The 16,587-nt window shown below is 62.0% G+C and carries 17 protein-coding genes; 13 read left to right on the forward strand and 4 right to left on the reverse strand.

The annotated features are described in order from the left end of the window. Positions 1–141: 141 nt before the first annotated feature. From HW452_RS01115 to lpxL, 12 genes are all read left to right on the forward strand, one after another. On the forward strand, positions 142–1,290 hold the full coding sequence (locus HW452_RS01115) for a GNAT family N-acetyltransferase (RefSeq protein WP_224104260.1): 1,149 nt from the start codon (positions 142–144) through the stop codon (positions 1,288–1,290). Positions 1,291–1,384: 94 nt separating this feature from the next. Continuing rightward, entirely contained in the window at positions 1,385–1,738 is a 354-nt protein-coding gene (ftsB, locus tag HW452_RS01120) for a cell division protein FtsB (RefSeq protein ID WP_224104261.1), read from the forward strand. After that, entirely contained in the window at positions 1,735–2,439 is a 705-nt protein-coding gene (gene ispD, locus HW452_RS01125; protein ID WP_224104262.1) for a 2-C-methyl-D-erythritol 4-phosphate cytidylyltransferase, read from the forward strand. The genes ftsB and ispD overlap by 4 nt, the downstream gene beginning before the upstream one ends. Positions 2,440–2,448: 9 nt before the next feature. Next, positions 2,449–2,937 (forward strand): 2-C-methyl-D-erythritol 2,4-cyclodiphosphate synthase, encoded by a 489-nt coding sequence (gene ispF, locus HW452_RS01130; RefSeq protein ID WP_224104263.1) that lies wholly within the window; start codon positions 2,449–2,451, stop codon positions 2,935–2,937. Then, a complete protein-coding gene (gene truD / locus HW452_RS01135) occupies positions 2,930–3,976 on the forward strand; it encodes a tRNA pseudouridine(13) synthase TruD (RefSeq protein ID WP_224104264.1) in 1,047 nt (348 codons plus the stop codon). The genes ispF and truD overlap by 8 nt, the downstream gene beginning before the upstream one ends. Before the next feature lie 34 nt (positions 3,977–4,010). Beyond that, positions 4,011–4,757 carry a 5'/3'-nucleotidase SurE gene (surE, locus tag HW452_RS01140; protein WP_224104265.1) on the forward strand — a complete coding sequence of 249 codons (747 nt, stop codon included), beginning with the start codon at positions 4,011–4,013 and terminating at the stop codon, positions 4,755–4,757. After that, the gene (locus HW452_RS01145; protein WP_224104266.1) at positions 4,744–5,421 is read left to right on the forward strand and encodes a protein-L-isoaspartate(D-aspartate) O-methyltransferase; all 678 of its coding nucleotides are present in this window, start codon (positions 4,744–4,746) and stop codon (positions 5,419–5,421) included. The genes surE and HW452_RS01145 overlap by 14 nt, the downstream gene beginning before the upstream one ends. Continuing rightward, positions 5,418–6,377 (forward strand): DUF368 domain-containing protein, encoded by a 960-nt coding sequence (locus tag HW452_RS01150; protein ID WP_224104267.1) that lies wholly within the window; start codon positions 5,418–5,420, stop codon positions 6,375–6,377. The genes HW452_RS01145 and HW452_RS01150 overlap by 4 nt, the downstream gene beginning before the upstream one ends. Positions 6,378–6,394: 17 nt before the next feature. Then, on the forward strand, positions 6,395–7,480 hold the full coding sequence (locus HW452_RS01155) for a peptidoglycan DD-metalloendopeptidase family protein (protein WP_224104268.1): 1,086 nt from the start codon (positions 6,395–6,397) through the stop codon (positions 7,478–7,480). 158 nt (positions 7,481–7,638) lie between these two features. After that, on the forward strand, positions 7,639–8,613 hold the full coding sequence (gene rpoS, locus HW452_RS01160) for an RNA polymerase sigma factor RpoS (RefSeq protein ID WP_224104269.1): 975 nt from the start codon (positions 7,639–7,641) through the stop codon (positions 8,611–8,613). A 107-nt stretch (positions 8,614–8,720) separates the two neighbouring features. After that, the gene (gene alr / locus HW452_RS01165; RefSeq protein ID WP_224104270.1) at positions 8,721–9,821 is read left to right on the forward strand and encodes an alanine racemase; all 1,101 of its coding nucleotides are present in this window, start codon (positions 8,721–8,723) and stop codon (positions 9,819–9,821) included. Positions 9,822–9,830: 9 nt separating this feature from the next. Next, entirely contained in the window at positions 9,831–10,745 is a 915-nt protein-coding gene (lpxL, locus tag HW452_RS01170; protein ID WP_224104271.1) for an LpxL/LpxP family Kdo(2)-lipid IV(A) lauroyl/palmitoleoyl acyltransferase, read from the forward strand. Positions 10,746–10,796: 51 nt separating this feature from the next. Here the strand turns inward: lpxL and speD are convergent, their stop codons facing one another. The 4 genes from speD to HW452_RS01190 form a co-directional block, all read right to left on the reverse strand. After that, the gene (gene speD, locus HW452_RS01175; RefSeq protein ID WP_224104272.1) at positions 10,797–11,591 is read right to left on the reverse strand and encodes an adenosylmethionine decarboxylase; all 795 of its coding nucleotides are present in this window, start codon (positions 11,589–11,591) and stop codon (positions 10,797–10,799) included. Between the two features lie 271 nt (positions 11,592–11,862). Continuing rightward, positions 11,863–12,282: an OsmC family protein gene (locus HW452_RS01180; RefSeq protein ID WP_224104273.1), complete on the reverse strand. Its 420-nt coding sequence runs from the start codon at positions 12,280–12,282 to the stop codon at positions 11,863–11,865. A gap of 70 nt (positions 12,283–12,352) precedes the next feature. Beyond that, positions 12,353–13,033: an N-acetylmuramate alpha-1-phosphate uridylyltransferase MurU gene (gene murU / locus HW452_RS01185; RefSeq protein WP_224104274.1), complete on the reverse strand. Its 681-nt coding sequence runs from the start codon at positions 13,031–13,033 to the stop codon at positions 12,353–12,355. Then, positions 13,030–14,040, reverse strand: a complete 1,011-nt coding sequence (locus HW452_RS01190) for an aminoglycoside phosphotransferase family protein (protein WP_224104275.1) — start codon at positions 14,038–14,040, stop codon at positions 13,030–13,032. The genes murU and HW452_RS01190 overlap by 4 nt, the downstream gene beginning before the upstream one ends. A gap of 70 nt (positions 14,041–14,110) precedes the next feature. Here HW452_RS01190 and HW452_RS01195 point away from each other — a divergent pair, with 70 nt between their 5' ends. Continuing rightward, on the forward strand, positions 14,111–16,558 hold the full coding sequence (locus HW452_RS01195) for an LPS-assembly protein LptD (protein WP_224104276.1): 2,448 nt from the start codon (positions 14,111–14,113) through the stop codon (positions 16,556–16,558). The last annotated feature ends 29 nt before the right edge of the window (positions 16,559–16,587 follow it).

A 16,587-nucleotide genomic window follows, 5' to 3' on the forward strand; every position in this document is an offset into this window, starting at 1 on the left:
GGTTTCGCCTACTCGGGCATGCACGGACCGACACCGGCGGCAGTGCCCATTGATGGTCGCACTTATTAAGCCGGGCAACTACCGTGCGTGGGTTGATGCTAGAGTAGGCGGCAGACAAGCGCCCCTGTTCCAGGAGATACGATGTCCGGGTATCCACTAAGACGCTCTACGCTATCCGCCATGCAGGACATCGATGCCTGCCAGTGGAATGCTCTGGTGGGGCGCGACCAGCCGTTTTTGCGCCATGCCTTTCTGGATGCCCTGGAAGCCAGCGGCTCGGTTTGCCAGAGCACTGGCTGGGAGCCGTGTCATGCGTGCATCTGGCAGGGCGAGCGACTGGTGGGTGCGCTGCCCATGTACCGCAAGCATCACTCCAATGGGGAGTACGTGTTTGACTGGGGGTGGGCCGAGGCGTTCGAGCGCGCCGGCGGCACGTACTATCCCAAGCTGCTCAGCGCCATTCCGTTTACTCCCGTGCCGGGCCCGCGCACGTTGATTGCCCCGCAGGCCAATGCCGAAGCGGTTCGCGCCGCGCTGGCAAAGGCCTGGCAGGCACATAGCCTGCCGGTGGCGCTGTCGAGCTGGCATCTGCTGTTTGCCGACGAGGGCGATGTCAGCGCCTGGCAAGCGCAGTTTCCCGAGCTGATCGCCCGGGAGGGTGTGCAGTTTCAGTGGCAGGATAATGGCTTTGGCGACTTCGACGGGTTTCTGGCAAGCCTCACCTCCAAGCGGCGCAAGATGATCAAGCGCGAACGACGGCTGGTGGCCGAGCAGGACATAAGCCTCGAGCGTCTTGAAGGCGTCGAGATCACGCCGGAAGCGATGGCGCACTTCTACCGCTGCTACGCCATTACCTATCACGAGCGGGGGCGTGCGCCTTATCTCAATCAGGCCTTTTTCGAACAGCTGCTTCGCACCATGCCTGACGCGCTCATGCTGGTACAGGCCCGTATAGACGGGCAGCCGGTGGCCGCGGCGCTCTATTTCCGCGGCGAGCAGACACTCTATGGCCGCTATTGGGGCAGTGAAGTAATCGCCGATTGCCTGCACTTTGAAGCCTGTTACTACCAGGGTATCGAGTACTGCCTGGAGCAGGGGCTTGCACGCTTTGACCCCGGCACCCAGGGCGAGCACAAGCTAGTGCGTGGTTTTGCCCCCCAGCGGGTGCGCTCGCTGCACTACATGGTCCACCCAGGACTTGCCGCTGGCGTAGCCCGGTTCTGCGAGGAGGAGGGCGCTCACGTGGCAGCCTACCGGGAGGCCGCCCTGGAGGCGCTGCCCTTCAAGTGATCAGCGGCTCGCTGATGGTGCGTCATGGTGGCATAATGCGCGCCATTACTGCGGGGCTTGCATACCCGCTTATCTGATTCTCGGGAGATCGGTAATGCACAAGTGGCTGGTAGTGGCACTGCTTGGCGTGCTGGGATTGCTCCAGTATACGCTGTGGCTGGGCAATGGCGGCTGGCGCGACCTGCAGGTGGTCGAGCAGCGTGTGGCCGTTCAGGAGGCGGATAATCTGCCCCTGCGCGAGCGCAACGCCCGGCTCGCGGCCGAGGTCACCGACCTCAAGACCGGGCTCGATGCCATCGAAGAGCGCGCCCGCAGCGATATGGGCATGGTGCGCAGCGACGAGCAGTTTTTCTGGGTGCCGGGCGTGGCGATTGCCACCGAGCTTTTAGGTATCAACGCGGGCCTGGTTACCCAGCCAAGCTTTGGGCGCGAGCGGCCGGCCCCGTGAGTGCCGATAGAACACTGTGGCTGATCGTGCCTGCCGCCGGACAGGGGCGCCGCATGGGGGCGGATCGACCCAAGCAGTACCTGACACTTGGCGAGCAGCCCATCCTGGCCCATACCCTGGCTCGGCTTTATCAGGCCTTCCCCGAGGCGGTTCTTGTGCTTTGTCTGGACAGCGACGATGCCTGGTTTCAGCCCGAGTGGGTACCCTTTGCCCGCTGGCAGCGGGTCAGTGGCGGCGAAGAGCGCATGGACAGCGTGCTCAACGCACTCGTGGCAATAGCGGCCCAGGAAGATGACATCGTCATGGTTCACGATGTGGCCCGGCCATGTATTACGCCCGATGACCTGCACACCCTTTATCAGGCGGCCTGTCGCCACCCAAGCGGCGCGCTTCTGGCCATGCCGGTCGCCGATACCATGAAACGCGCCAGTGCCGAATGCCACAGTATGCGCACCGAGCCCCGCGACGGGCTCTGGCACGCGCTGACGCCTCAGGGGTTTCGCTATGCGCTACTGCTCGAGGCCCTGCAGAGCGCCCGGTGCCATCAACGTCTGGTGACCGATGAGGCCTCGGCGGTAGAAGCGCTGGGCGAGCAGCCGCTGCTGGTCAGCGGTCGGCGCGACAATCTCAAGGTCACGCACCCGGATGACCTGGCTCTGGCCAGTGCCATCCTGGTCGCGCAACTCGATCCGTTAACCTAGGAGAACCCAATGCGAATTGGCCATGGATTTGACGTGCACCGTTTCGGCCCCGGGGATCATCTGATGATCGGCGGCGTCAGGGTGCCGTTTTCGCAGGGGTTTGTCGCCCACTCGGATGGCGATGTGCTGCTGCATGCGATCAGCGATGCGCTACTGGGTGCCTGCGCGCTGGGCGATATTGGCCACCACTTTCCGGACACCGACCCGGAATGGAAGGGCGCGGACAGTCGTGAACTGCTGCGCCACGTCATGAGCCTTGTTCAGGCAAAGGGGTGGGGCGTTGTCAATCTGGACGCCACGCTCATGGCCCAGGCGCCCAAGATGGCGGGGCATATCGAATCGATGCGTAACGCCATTGCCGAGACGCTGGGCGTGGCGCTTGACCAGGTCAACGTCAAGGCAACGACCACCGAGCAGCTTGGCTTTACTGGCCGGGGTGAAGGCATCGCCGCCGAGGCCGTGGTGCTGCTGGGCCGCGCTGGGGCGCTCGATGAGTGAACTGCCCCGCTGGCAGCGCTGCCTGGATGCCACGTTCGGCGTACCCAAGCCGGGCCAGTACCGCGCCCGGCCTGAAGACTTCCTGGTCGATGAGCAGCTTGATTTCATCCCCGAAGCCCACGGCGAACATCTCTGGCTGCGGCTTGAGAAGCGCAACCAGACCACGCTTGATGTGGTAAAGAGCCTCAGCCGGATCTGTGGCGTTACCCAGCGAGATATTGGCTACTCCGGCATGAAGGATCGCATCGCCGTGACGCGCCAATGGCTGAGCGTGCATCTGCCTGGGCGCGACGCGCCGGACGAGCTTGACGCTTCGCTCGGGGCGCTGGGTATCAAGGTGCTGGAAAAAGCCCGCCATCCGCGTAAATTGAAGCGCGGCGTTCACCGTACCAACGGCTTTACCCTGCGCTTGACCGGCGAAGCCGTACAGGCCGATGATTTCGAGCGCCGCTGGCAGGCACTCTGCAAGCACGGTGTGCCCAACTATTTCGGCCCCCAGCGCTTTGGCCCCCAGGGGCGTAATCTGCAGCGTGCCGAAGCGCTGCTGGCACGAGGTTGGCGCAAGCGTGACGACCGCCAGGGAATGATGCTTTCCACGGCGCGAAGCTTTCTGTTCAACGAGTTGCTGAGCGCCCGACTGGCCGACGGCACCTGGAACCGCCCGATTGCCGGCGATACGCTGATGCTGGAGGGCACGCAGAGTGTCTTCGCCATCGAGGCTACCGACCAGGACCTGCTGGCTCGCACCGACGCGCTGGATGTGCATCCTACGGGCGTACTCTGGGGTGTCGGTAGTGGAGCGAGTCAGGCGAGCAAGGCGGCGGCCTATGAAGCGCAGCTGGCACACCGACACCCGGCTTTGTGTGAAGGGCTTGAGAAAAGCGGTGTAAAGTGCGCCCGGCGCGCCCTGCGTATGCGCTTGATCGACCCTCAACTGCGCTGGGAGCCAGAAGGCGTGCTACTCTCGTTTGCGCTGCCCCGCGGCAGCTTTGCCACTGCCGTGATAGGTGAGCTGATCGACCACCCGGACATGGCGTAAGCCGCCAGGCGGCGCTGATTGACAAGGAGACCCCATGCGGCGACTGCTGCTTTCCAATGATGATGGTGTTCACGCGCCGGGACTTAAGGCGCTGCATGACGCCTTGGCGGCCCACGCCAAGCTGCGCGTGGTAGCCCCGGACCGCGATCGCAGCGGTGCAAGCAATTCGTTGACGCTGTCGCGGCCGCTTTCGCTGACGGCCCTGGACAACGGCTTCTACAGCGTTGATGGCACACCCGCCGACTGTGTCTACCTGGGGGTCAACGGCATCTGGGACGAGCGCCCGGACCTGGTGATTTCCGGCATCAATCACGGCAGCAATCTGGGCGATGACGTGCTCTACTCAGGTACCGTGGCCGCCGCCATGGAGGGGCGCAATCTAGGCATGACGGCCATTGCGATGTCGCTGTGCGGCAGCTGCCACTTTGCGACGGCGGCGAAGGTGGCGGCCAGCCTGGTCGGTGCCGCCGACCGGCTCTCCCTGCCGCCCAGAACACTGTTGAACGTCAACGTGCCGGATGTGCCCTGGGAGGCGATCAAGGGGGTCAAGGTCACCCGTCTTGGCTATCGGGGGCCTGCAGAAAAACCGCTGCCCGTTGAAGACCCGCGCGGTCGTACGCGCTACTGGATCGCTCCTGTGGCGGCCAACGCCGATGATGGCAACGATACGGATTTTGCCGCCATCGAGGCCGGGTTCGTCTCGATTACGCCGCTGCAAACCGATTTGACGCGCCATCCGGCGCGCAGCGATGTGCAGGACTGGTTGGATGCCTTTGCCTGATCTCTCCTCGATCGAGCGGCGCGGGCGGGGAATGACCTCGCAGCGCACGCGAGACCGCATGATCGACCGTCTGATCGAGCAGGGCATTCGCCACCCACAGGTGCTTGACGTCATGGCCCGCGAGCCTCGGCACCTGTTTGTCGACGAGGCTCTGGCTCACCGGGCCTATGAGGATACGGCGCTACCCATAGGCTTTGGGCAGACCCTCTCCCAGCCGCTCACGGTTGCCCGCATGACCGAGCTTGTCGTGCGTGCCAACCCGCGCCGGGTGCTGGAAGTCGGCACCGGCTCCGGCTACCAGACGCTGATTCTGTCGCGCCTGGTCAAGGAGCTTTACTCCATCGAGCGTATCTACGCATTGCATGAACGAGCCTACGAGAGGCTGTGGCGCCTGGAAGCCGAAGCGGCACTGACACTGGCCGACGGCGGTGAAGGCTGGCCGGAGGCGGCGCCCTTCGATGTCATCCTGCTCACTGCCTGCGCCCAGACGCTGCCGGAAGTGCTGCTCGAGCAGCTGACCCGTGACGGCGTGTTGATTGCGCCACTGGAAGAACCGGACGGCAGCCAATGGCTTACCCAGATCAAGCGCATTGGTGGCGCCTTTGAAAAGCGGCGGCTCGAACCCGTTCGCTTCGTACCTTTGTTGCAAGGAGTGGTGGATTGAAGCGTAAACCCTTGGGAATTTTCCTGAAAGGCGCCGGAATGGGTGCCGCGGATGCCGTGCCCGGGGTATCGGGCGGCACCATCGCCTTTATTACCGGCATCTATGAAGAGTTGATCAATACCATCAAGCAGTTTGGCCCAGGCGCCTTGGTGGCCCTTTACCGTGGCGGCCTGAAGGCACTGGCCATCCATCTGAACCTGGCGTTTCTGATCCCGCTGCTGGCTGGCGTGGCGGTCAGCCTGGTAAGCGTGGCGCACCTGGCGCTGTGGCTCATGGACACACATCCCCTGCTGCTGGATGGCTTTTTCTTCGGCCTGGTGGCAGCATCTGCCCTGGTGGTGGGCCAGGCAGGCGATCGCTGGCGAATCTGGTATATTCTGCCTCTGCTGGTCGGGCTGTTTCTTGCCCGTATGCTGCCTAGTCTGATGCCTTTGGTATTGATGCTGGGCAACGAGGCGCTGGTGGTCATGGTGGCCGGCTGTATTGCCATCAGCGCCATGCTGCTGCCGGGCGTATCGGGCAGCTTCCTGTTGCTCACCATGGGGCTCTACGGCACGATCATGGGGGCTATTCGCAGTCTTGATATCACTATCATTGCGCTGTTCGGCGTAGGCTGCGTGGTGGGGCTTGCGCTGTTTTCGCGCCTGTTGTCCTGGCTGCTGAAGCGCCACCATGGCGTTACGCTGCAGCTGCTTTTGGGCTTCATTGTCGGCTCGCTGCCGGTTCTCTGGCCATGGCGGGAGCTGTTACGCTACCAGATCGGACCGGAAGGGCAGATGATACCGCTGGCCTATCGCTACCTGCTGCCGGATGATTACGCGATGCTGACCGGTGGCTCTGCCCAGGTCATCGGCGTGGTTGGCCTGATGATCATCGGCGCGCTGCTGGTGGTGCTGCTCAATCGCCGGTCGGCAAGAAGGATAACGACTCATTCAACAGATACCGCACAGCGCTGAAAAGGAGTAGGGTTTGCATGCGTAAAGTCTTCATGATGTCAGCGTTGGTGTTGGCAATTGGCGGGTGTGCCAATCAGCAGCACAACACCCCACAGGTACGCGATTTGAGCGAAGCGCGCCGGGCGGTGGAAAACTCGCCCCAATATACGGTGAAAGCAGGCGACACGCTCTACGGCATTGCCTGGCAGCATAACCTGGATTATCGCCAGCTGGCGGCCATGAACAATATCGATGCCCCTTATCAGATCTATCCCGGACAGACGATCGCCCTGCGCGCGGGAGAGACTGCCAATGTGGCCGGAAGCGCACAGGCCCAGCCTCAGGCGACGGGACGCAGCGAATCGCGTGGTGTGGTCGCCACCGGGCTCAAGCCTCAGGCCACCGCCGTTGCAAGCAACGATCAAGAGCTTGACTGGCTGCTGCCCGATGAGTCTGCCATCGAGCGCAATCAACGCCTGAATGCCGAGCACAAGCCCGCCGAGACGCCCGATCACCAGGCCGTTGCCAGTGCCCAGGCCGTCGCCGCCAGCAGCGAACCCTCGGCCGAGCCAGCCGCTGACGAACCTGACGTTGTTGCCGCCGCTGAGCCGGATTCAACGCCTCAACCGCGTGAAGAACCGGCCCGCGAGCCTGCGCAACAGACGGTTGCACAATCGGCAACCCAGGAGGCAACACCGCCCACGCCAGCCGCGCGTGTCGACCGTTCGTCGCGTACCTTCACGCCTGCCGAGACGATTGACTGGCAGTGGCCTGCCAGCGGCGAGGTGACCGGCAAGTTCGGCGAAGGGGATTCGATAACCGCCGGGATTGATATCGCTGGACAAAAGGGGCAACCTGTCAAGGCAGCTGGCCCGGGGATTGTCGTGTATGCAGGCAGTGGCGTACGCGGCTACGGCAATCTCATCTTGCTCAAGCATAACGACCAGTTCCTGAGCGCCTATGCGCATAACGACAGTTTGAACGTCAGCGAAAATGACGTGGTCGAGGCAGGCGAGGTCATTGCCACCATGGGCAACAGCGATGCAGAGAGTGTCAGGCTGCATTTTGAGGTGCGCCGCGACGGGCAGCCTCAAGATCCTTTGACCTTTCTGCCTTCACGCTAACCACACGGTAATCGGATAAAACGAACAGCAAAGCTTTCTTGAATCGGCCTGCCTATGGCCGGTTCAAGCGAATAATAATAACGGTACAACGCACATTCAGTGCGACTACCTTTAATTTTCTTTAAAAGGCGGGCAGGCGATACTACGGGGGTAAGACCATGAGTATGCTGGAGAAGGATCTACAGGAGGTTGACCTTGATGCTGCCGAAGAAGCGTTGGAAAACGCCGATGATGACGTTGCAGTAGAAGAGGATGCCTTTGAGAAAGCATTAGGGCGAGAGGATCGACAATCGACTCAGAGCTTGGATGCCACACAAATTTACCTCAATGAAATAGGGTTTTCGCCACTACTGACGCCTGAAGAGGAAGTCTATTACGGCCGTCTGGCACGCAAGGGGGATCCGCTTGGCCGTTCGCGGATGATCGAATCCAACCTGCGTCTGGTGGTCAAGATCGCGCGGCGTTATCTCAACCGGGGGCTGACGCTGCTGGATCTGATCGAAGAGGGTAACCTCGGGCTTATCCGCGCCGTCGAGAAGTTCGACCCCGAACGCGGGTTCCGCTTCTCGACCTATGCCACCTGGTGGATTCGCCAGACCATCGAGCGCGCGCTGATGAACCAGACGCGCACCATTCGTCTGCCGATTCACGTGGTAAAAGAGCTCAATATCTATCTGAGGGCTGCCCGTGAACTGACCCAGAAGCTTGACCATGAAGCGACGGCGGAAGAGATCGCCGAGCATCTCGACAAGCCCGTGGATACGGTCAAGAAAATGCTGGGCCTCAACGAGCGAGTCTCCTCGGTGGATTATCCGATGGGCGGTGAAAGCGACAAGCCGCTGATCGATACCCTGGCCGATGACGATGTCCAGGGGCCGGAAGGAAGCCTGGTGGACGGCGATGTGCGCGAGCATGTCGATCTCTGGCTGGACGAGCTGAGTGAAAAGCAGCGCGAAGTGGTGGTACGCCGCTTCGGGCTGCGCGGTCATGAAGCGGCCACGCTTGAAGAGGTGGGTGCCGAGATTGGCCTGACCCGCGAACGCGTGCGTCAGATTCAGGTAGAGGCGCTGAAGAAACTGCGCCGTTCGCTTGAAAAGCAGGGACTGTCGATGGAAGCTATCTTCGAAAGTTGACCAAGCGACGTATCATCACCCTGGCTGCAACGCACCGAGTTTACGCTCGGTGCGTTGCCGTTGGGAGGAAGGTTCCGATAAACGATTACCCATAAGCGAGAGATGTGATGCGCCCGTTAGCGGCCCATATCGATTTGGACGCGCTGCGTCATAATTATCAGTTGGCGTGCCGCTGCGCGCCGCAAAGCCGCTCGCTGGCGGTGATCAAGGCCAACGCTTACGGTCATGGGGCCGTGGCGTGCGCGCAGGCGCTGGAAAGCCAGGTGCCGGCGTTCGGCGTGGCGTGCATCGAAGAGGCACTTGCGCTGCGCGAAGGCGGTATTACCAAACCCGTTGTACTGCTGGAAGGCTTTTTCAGTGCCGAGGAGCTGCCGCTGGTGGATCAGCACCGGTTCTGGGTAGCCGTGCACAGCGCGTGGCAGGTAGAGGCGCTGTTGGCCTTCTCGCCTCGTCAGCCGATCCCCGTGTGGTTGAAGGTCGACTCTGGCATGCACCGGTTGGGGTTCGAACCGGAGGCTGCCGCTTCTGTGTGGCAACGCCTGTCCAGGGCCCCGCAAGTGGGCGCCCTGCATTTGATGAGTCATTTCGCAACGGCAGATGCCCGCGATGGCCGCTATTTCGACCAGCAGATGGCACGTCTTAAGGCGCTGGCCAGTACGCTTGACGCACCGCTTTGCCTGGCCAACTCGCCGGCCACCCTTGCCTGGCCTGCCGCCCATGGCGACTGGAACCGCCCAGGCATCATGCTTTACGGCAGCGATCCGCTGGAAATCGCCAACGATGTCACGCGTGAGCTGCGCCCGGTCATGAGCCTGCGCTCGGAAATCATCGCCCTGCGCGAGCTCGAAGAGGGCGAGCCGGTGGGGTACGGCGGCCGCTGGCGCGCACCACGCCGCTCGCGCATAGCGGTAGTGGCCGCCGGTTACGGCGACGGCTATGACCGCCATGCGGTAGATGGCACGCCGGTGCTGGTCAACGGGCAGCGCTGCGCGATTGCCGGCAAGGTTTCCATGGACATGCTGACCGTGGATGTAACCGATATCGCAGACGCTGAGATCGGCAGCGAAGTGGTGCTTTGGGGCACTGCCCGCAATGGTGCGGTGCTGTCGGTCGATGAAGTGGCGCGCTACTGCGATACCATCAGCTACACCCTGTTAACCGGCGTATTGCCGCGCGTACCCCGGCGCTATCAGGCGCCCTCAGTCTAGGTTGTTGGAATGTCGAAAACACACTACCCACACTCCTTTGCCCACCCACGCTACTGGGGCACCTGGCTTGCCATTGCCGCGATGTACGTGGCCGCCTGGCTCCCCTGGCGCGTCAAGCTCTGGGTGGGCAAGGCCATCGGGCTGCTGGCCTGGCGGTTTGCCAAGCGGCGACGGCATATTACCGCCGCCAACCTGGCGCTCTGCTTTCCCGAGAAAGGGGCCGATGAGCAGCGCAGACTGGTCAGGGAAACCTTTATCGCCAACGGCATCGGCCTGGTGGAAACGGCCACGGGCTGGTGCCGCGATGCAGAAGCGCTGCGCCATCGCGTGGCCTACAATGGCCAGGAGCACCTGGCGCAGGCCAAGGCACAGGGCAAGGGCGTGCTGGTAGTGGGCATTCACTTTTCGACTCTGGATCTCGGCGGCGCGCTGCATTCGCTGTTCTTTCCAGCGGATGTCGTCTATCGCCCGCACAACAACCCGCTGTTCGAGCGCTTCATGACACGGGCGCGCTCGCGCATTTTTGGCCAGGCGATCGACCGGCATGACTTGCGCGGCGTGGTTCGCCGTATAAAAGCCGGGCATATTGTCTGGTACTCGCCGGATCAGGATTTTGGCCGCGATGTCAGCGTCTTTGCGCCGCTTTTCGGCCAGCAGGCGGCCACCATCCGGCTGACGTCCAAGATCGCCCGAATGACCGGGGCGCCGGTGGTGCCGCTGATGTTTCACCGTAACCCGGATAACCGTACCTACACCATCGAGTGTCTGCCGGCGTTCGAGAACTTCCCAAGCAGCGATGAAGTGGCGGACGCCACGCGGGTGAATCAGTTCATCGAACGGGCGATTCGCAAGCATCCCGAGCAATATCTCTGGCTGCACCGGCGCTTCAAGACTCGGCCAGAAGGCGAGGAAGGGGTCTACTAGGAACCAAAAAGCCGACTTGCGTCGGCTTTTTTACGTCTACTTGCCTGGTGCTCAGTCCAGATTGCGTGAGTAGAAGATTTCCAGCATCTCCTTGCGCAGGCGGCTTTCGATATCGCGCGCCTCTTCGAAGGTGATGTCGCGACGCGAGGTGCCGAACAGGTAGTTGTCGAGCTCGAAGTCCTTGAGCAGCATCTTGGTATGGAACATGTTGTCCTGATACACGTTCACATCCATCATCTGGTACGCCTGCTTGGTATCTTCGGCCAGATAGTCCTGGATCGAGGCGATCTTGTGGTCGATGAACAGTTTCTTGCCGTCCACATCCCGGGTAAAGCCGCGCACCCGGTAATCCATGGTGACGATATCGGAATCGAAGCTGTGGATCAGGTAGTTCAGCGCCTTCAGCGGGCTGATATGACCACAGGTGGAAACGTCGATATCCAGGCGGAAGGTGCTGATGCCGTTATCCGGGTGCGATTCCGGATAGCTGTGTACCGTGACATGGCTTTTATCCAGGTGGGCAACCACGGTTTCCGGCAGCGGGCCGGGACCGGGCACCGTCTTTTCTGGATCCGCCTCATCAAGCTCATGCTCGGCGATGAGAATGGTGACACTCGCCCCATGGGGTTCGTAATCTTGACGGGCAATATTCAGCACGTGTGCACCAATGATATTGGTGACATCCTTGAGGATCTGCGTAAGACGCTCGGCATTGTAAAGCTCATCGATATAATCGATATAAGCGGCACGCTGCTCTTCGGTCTTGGCGTAGCAGATGTCGTAAATATTGAAGCTCAAGGAGCTGGTCAGGTTATTGAACCCGTGGAGTCGGAGATTATCTGTCAAGTCCGAGCCTCCCTATGGCAGATGAGGATACCCCGACGAGCCAGCGTCGGAACCGATGAACCAACCTGGTGCCATGCGCACGGCGCGCTTGTCATAAGCGTCGGCAGGGCAGCAGGGGGCGTATTATGCCCGGCCAGGGCACGCTGTGCATCCGGCCAGGGCTTTTTTTTTGCAGGCAGGATGCTGGCAGGCAGGGCCTTTGCAAAATCAGCCTGTGTAAAAGAAGGCAGGTAACGTCGCCAAGAGCAGCGCCAGTCGCGCCCTGGCGACATCAAGCTTCGACGATCTCGAAGGAGTGGGTGATGTCGACGCCGCCGTTTACCAGCATGATGGAGGCGCTGCAGTATTTCTCGGCAGACAGCTCCACGGCGCGCGCGACCTGCTTCTCCTTGAGGGCACGGCCGGTGACCACGAAATGCACGTGGATTTTGGTAAACACCGCCGGCACTTCATCGGCGCGTTCGGCATCGAGTTCCGCGACGCAGTCGGTCACATCGGCACGCGCTTTATCAAGAATGTTGAGGATGTCGAACGCGGTGCAGCTGCCCATGCCCATCAGAAGCATCTCCATGGGCCGCGGCCCGGTATTGCGGCCACCGTGGTCGGGCGGGCCGTCGATCACGACGCTGTGTCCGCTACCCGACTCGGCGACAAACTGACGACCGTCCGTCCATTTTACCCTTGCTTTCACGTGGCTCTCCTTATCTAGGCAACGACAGGTAAGTCGCGCAGCATAACATTTCCTGACCAGTACGCACTGTTTACACGCTGACCGTTCGGCCGCGAGCCTTCAACTGCGCCTCCAGTGCCTTCAAGCGCTCGGGTGTGCCCACATCCACCCACGGGCCGGTAAAGTGCTCACCGCTGACGCGATCGCTCGCCATGGCCTGTTTCAACAGCGGCGCCAGGGCAAAGGCGCCCGGCGGATGGCCAGCCAGCAGGGCGGGATGGATAATGCTCACCCCGGCAAAGGTGAGCCGCGGCTCGCCCTGGGCGGCAACGCGGCTCCCCAGCAGAGCGAAATCACCAGCTGGGTGATGCGCCGGGTTATCCACCAGGACCAGATGTGCAAGGTCCTGGCCTTGCAGCGTGGCCGGGGTTGGCAGGTAGTCACACCAGACATCGCCGTTGATGAGTAAAAAGGGCTGCTCACCAAGTAGCGGCAGGGCCTTCTGGATGCCGCCGCCGGTTTCAAGCGGGGTGGTTTCCACGCTGTAATGAAGGTGCAGGCCGTAGGCGCTTCCATCGCCGAGTGTCTCGACGATCTGTTCGGCGCGGTAGCTTACGTTGATGACCACTTCTTCGATGCCCGCTTGTGCAAGCCGCTCGAGGTGATGGGCGATCAGGGGCTTGCCCGCGACCGGCAAAAGGGGCTTGGGGCAGTGGTCAGTCAGAGGGCGCATGCGTTTGCCAAGCCCGGCGGCCAGAATCATCGCCTTCATGGCGTCGCGTCCACAAGGCGCTGAGCAATGGCCGGGCGCAGCGTGGCATGCACCCAGTGGGCAAAGTGGGCATGTTCCGGTAGCGCGGCCAGGCTGTCTTCCAGGTGATCCAGAAAGTGCGGCAGGCGCGCAAGGTAGCCTGACTTGTGATCGCGCAGCGTCAGGCGGCAGAAAATGCCCAGTACCTTGAGCGAGCGCTGAGCCGCCATGGCGTGGCACTGAGTGATGAACTCCGCCTGACCTGACGCGGCAGACAGCCTGCCATCGCGGCGCGCCTGGTCATGAAAAATACCGGCAAGTCGGGCAAACTGTGCCGGCGTGAACCGCCAGTAGCGCCCGCAAAGCAGGGAAATGACGTCGTAACTGATAGGACCTGCCACGGCGTCCTGGAAATCGATCATGTAAAGTCGCGCCTGGTCGACCATCAGGTTCATGGCGTCGAAATCGCGGTGTACGCTGACCACCGGCTGCTCGAGCGCTGACTGGACAAGCGCTTCGCGAAGTGCCTCCCAGCTTTCCGGGACGGGCAGGTCGAGCCACTCGCCCAGGCACCACTCGGGAAAAAGGTCGAGCTCGCGAGTGAGTAACGAGGCATCATAGCCCGGCAGCCCCTCCGGGCTTGCCCGATTTTGCAGCTCGGCAATCAGCGCCAGCGCGGTGTCGACGTAGCCAAGTGTCGTGCTTTCATCGATGAAGTAATCCTGCATGGGCGTGTTGCCAAGGTCATCGAGCAGCAGAAAGCCATCCTCCAGGTTGGCGGCATGCACCTTGGGCACGGGCAGGCCGGCTGCGTACCAGCGCTGGCCGATCATGACGAACGGGGCGGAGTCCTCCTGGGCCGGGGGCGCATCCATGACTACCTGGGTGCTGCCGTCGGGCAGGGTCAGGCGAAAGTAGCGTCGAAAACTGGCGTCGCCGCCGGCCGGTGAAAGTATGATATCGGCCTGGGTCAGGCCGTGCTTTCGGGCGGCCCACTGGGTGAGGGCATCTATCCGGGAAGAGGACATGCAAGCTCCTTGCTGGTCGGGCATCATGCGCGCTGTATAATACCTATTCTGGATGCCAAGGATAACGAACATGGGCAAGCGATTTTCGCGCACTTTACCGGTTGCGCATACGCTGATGGGCAGTCTGCTCGCTGGCGCCTCGTTTTCAGCGGTGGCGCAAGGTGAGGCGCTGCCCGCTGAAGCGCTGGACTGGCAGCCCTGGGGCCAAGGCGAAGCCGCCCAGCAGCTATGCCGTGGGCGATATGTCATGCCCGAGTACCGGCTGGCTGCCGAGCAGAATCCGGAAACGCTGTCGATCGAGACCGAGGAAGCTGATTACGCCACCGATGGCGAGGCGCTTTTGCGCGGCGACGTGGTGCTTCGGCGCGCCAATTCAGAGCTTGAGGCAGAGCGCATCTTTCTCCCCGCCGAACGCCAGCAGGTAGACGCCGAGGGAAACCTGGCGCTGCGCGACGGCCAGGCGCTGGTAAGAGGGGACAGCGCGACGCTGATGTTCAACGAAGACAGGGCGACGGTAAACAACAGCCACTACGTGCTGTACGACCAGCACCTGCGTGGCCAGGCAAGCCAGCTCGAGCAGCTCGACGAGAACCAGTATCGGCTGCGCGACGCCACTTTCACCACCTGTGACCCCGGTGCCAATACCTGGCAACTGGCCAGCAGCGACATTCGGCTCAATCAGGCCCAGGGATTCGGTACGGCGCGCAATGCACGTCTGCTGGTCAAGGATGTTCCGATTTTCTACTGGCCGTGGCTGCGCTTTCCGATCGATGACAAGCGCCATACCGGCCTGCTGTGGCCGGCGATCGGCTTCTCGACCGACGGCATCGATTACGCCCAGCCGTTTTACTGGAACATTGCGCCCAATCACGATGCCACGATCACCCCGCGCTGGATGACGGACCGCGGCCTGCTGCTCAACGGCGAGTACCGCTACCTGCTGGACGACAGCGCGGGTACCGTGGAAGGCGGCTATCTGAGCCGCGATGACGGCAACTCCAGTAACGACAACCGCTTTGCCGGCGAGGAGCGCTGGTATATCGATGCCCAGCATGCCGGCCGAGTCAACAGCCGCAGCAACTACCGCCTGCGTTACGGCGCCGCCAGCGACGGCCGCTACTTCGATGATTTCGGTGGCGAGTTTGGCGACAGCGACCGCGCCAGCATGGAGCGCCTGGCCCAGGTGGATTACCGGGGCGAGCGCTGGCAGCTCGATGCCCGCGCCCAGGGGTTCCAGCGCCTTGAGGACCCGCTCAGCGATACCGACAAGCCGTTTTACCGCTTGCCGAGCTTGACGGCCAACTCCAACTGGCAACTGGGCGGTGGGCTCTACAGCGAATGGCGCTCCAACGCGACCTACTTCTGGCGTGATGTGGATGAGCGCCGGGTGCCCGAGCGCGAAGCGGCCACCGGTACCCGCTTGCACCTGACGCCCGCGCTTGGCTGGCGTGGCGAGGAGTCCTGGGGCTATATCGAGCCGCGCACCGAACTCTGGTATACCGCTTATCAGCTTGACTATGGCGCACGGGAGACCGAGCGAGGCACTTCCCCCACGCGCAGCGTGGCGGTAACGTCCGTAGATAGTGGCCTGGTATTCGAGCGTGAACTTGAGCTTGGCAACCGCGACTATCGCCAGACGCTGGAGCCGCGCCTCAACTACGCCTACGTGCCGCGCACCGACCAGACCCAGTTGCCGGATTTTGACAGTCGCGAGCGCGCCTTCTCCTGGGATCAGCTGTGGTCGCCGCACCGCTTTTCCGGCGCTGATCGGGTAGGGGATCTCAACCGCGTGTCGCTGGGGGTGCAGTCGCGCCTGGTCGAAGACGCCAGTGGCCAGGAGCGCTTGACCTTCGGTGTCGGTCAGAGCGTCTACTTCGCCGATCGGCGTATCGATAGCGAGGGCGACCCGGACACGCTGCCTGCAAGGCCTGAAGTTGACCCTGACGTCAATCCGCAGCGCTACTATCAGGCCACGCGCGATCGCTCGCCGCTGGTCACCCGGCTGGACTGGCAGATCAATGATCGCTGGAGTACCGGCTACGAGTGGCTTTACGATGACCACCGCGAGCAGACCGAGCGTTCGAGCGTCGATCTGCGCTATCGCCACCCCGAAGGTCATGTAGTGAACCTTGGCTATCGGTGGGAGATCGAAGGCTTCGATCCTGACGTGGTGCCCGGGGATGACAGCTTTCGCAATTACAGCCGCGAAGAGTGGGATCTGTCGTTTGCCTGGAAAGCGAGCCCCAGGATTGATTTGATTGGCCGTTATCTGCACGATCAGACCAACGACCGCGCGCTTGAGCAACTGGCCGGATTGCAGTGGAACGACTGCTGCTACGGCGTGCAACTTGTCTGGCGCGAATGGGTCGATGATAACGACACGGCGCGCATCGAGGATGACTTCAACGACCGCGGGCTGTTCTTGCGTTTTGTATTCCGTGGCTTAGGCGGCATTGGCCAAGAGGCCGACAGCTATTTTGAACGCACCATTCCAGGTTATCGTCCTACTCCCCTGTAGACGGTGTCGAATGGCGACTGAAAGAGACC

It is taken from the genome of Vreelandella aquamarina, from assembly GCF_020075495.1.
Classification (GTDB): Bacteria; Pseudomonadota; Gammaproteobacteria; order Pseudomonadales; family Halomonadaceae; genus Vreelandella; species Vreelandella aquamarina_A.

Bases quoted from the DNA above. Each gene is read 5' to 3' on its own strand.
- HW452_RS01115 (WP_224104260.1), top strand. From the start codon at position 142: ATGTCCGGGTATCCACTAAGACGCTCTACGCTATCCGCCATGCAGGAC.
- ftsB (WP_224104261.1), top strand. From the start codon at position 1,385: ATGCACAAGTGGCTGGTAGTGGCACTGCTTGGCGTGCTGGGATTGCTC.
- ispF (WP_224104263.1), top strand. From the start codon at position 2,449: ATGCGAATTGGCCATGGATTTGACGTGCACCGTTTCGGCCCCGGGGAT.
- truD (WP_224104264.1), top strand. From the start codon at position 2,930: ATGAGTGAACTGCCCCGCTGGCAGCGCTGCCTGGATGCCACGTTCGGC.
- surE (WP_224104265.1), top strand. From the start codon at position 4,011: ATGCGGCGACTGCTGCTTTCCAATGATGATGGTGTTCACGCGCCGGGA.
- HW452_RS01145 (WP_224104266.1), top strand. From the start codon at position 4,744: ATGCCTTTGCCTGATCTCTCCTCGATCGAGCGGCGCGGGCGGGGAATG.
- HW452_RS01155 (WP_224104268.1), top strand. From the start codon at position 6,395: ATGCGTAAAGTCTTCATGATGTCAGCGTTGGTGTTGGCAATTGGCGGG.
- rpoS (WP_224104269.1), top strand. From the start codon at position 7,639: ATGAGTATGCTGGAGAAGGATCTACAGGAGGTTGACCTTGATGCTGCC.
- alr (WP_224104270.1), top strand. From the start codon at position 8,721: ATGCGCCCGTTAGCGGCCCATATCGATTTGGACGCGCTGCGTCATAAT.
- lpxL (WP_224104271.1), top strand. From the start codon at position 9,831: ATGTCGAAAACACACTACCCACACTCCTTTGCCCACCCACGCTACTGG.
- murU (WP_224104274.1), bottom strand. From the start codon at position 13,033: ATGAAGGCGATGATTCTGGCCGCCGGGCTTGGCAAACGCATGCGCCCT.
- HW452_RS01190 (WP_224104275.1), bottom strand. From the start codon at position 14,040: ATGTCCTCTTCCCGGATAGATGCCCTCACCCAGTGGGCCGCCCGAAAG.
- HW452_RS01195 (WP_224104276.1), top strand. From the start codon at position 14,111: ATGGGCAAGCGATTTTCGCGCACTTTACCGGTTGCGCATACGCTGATG.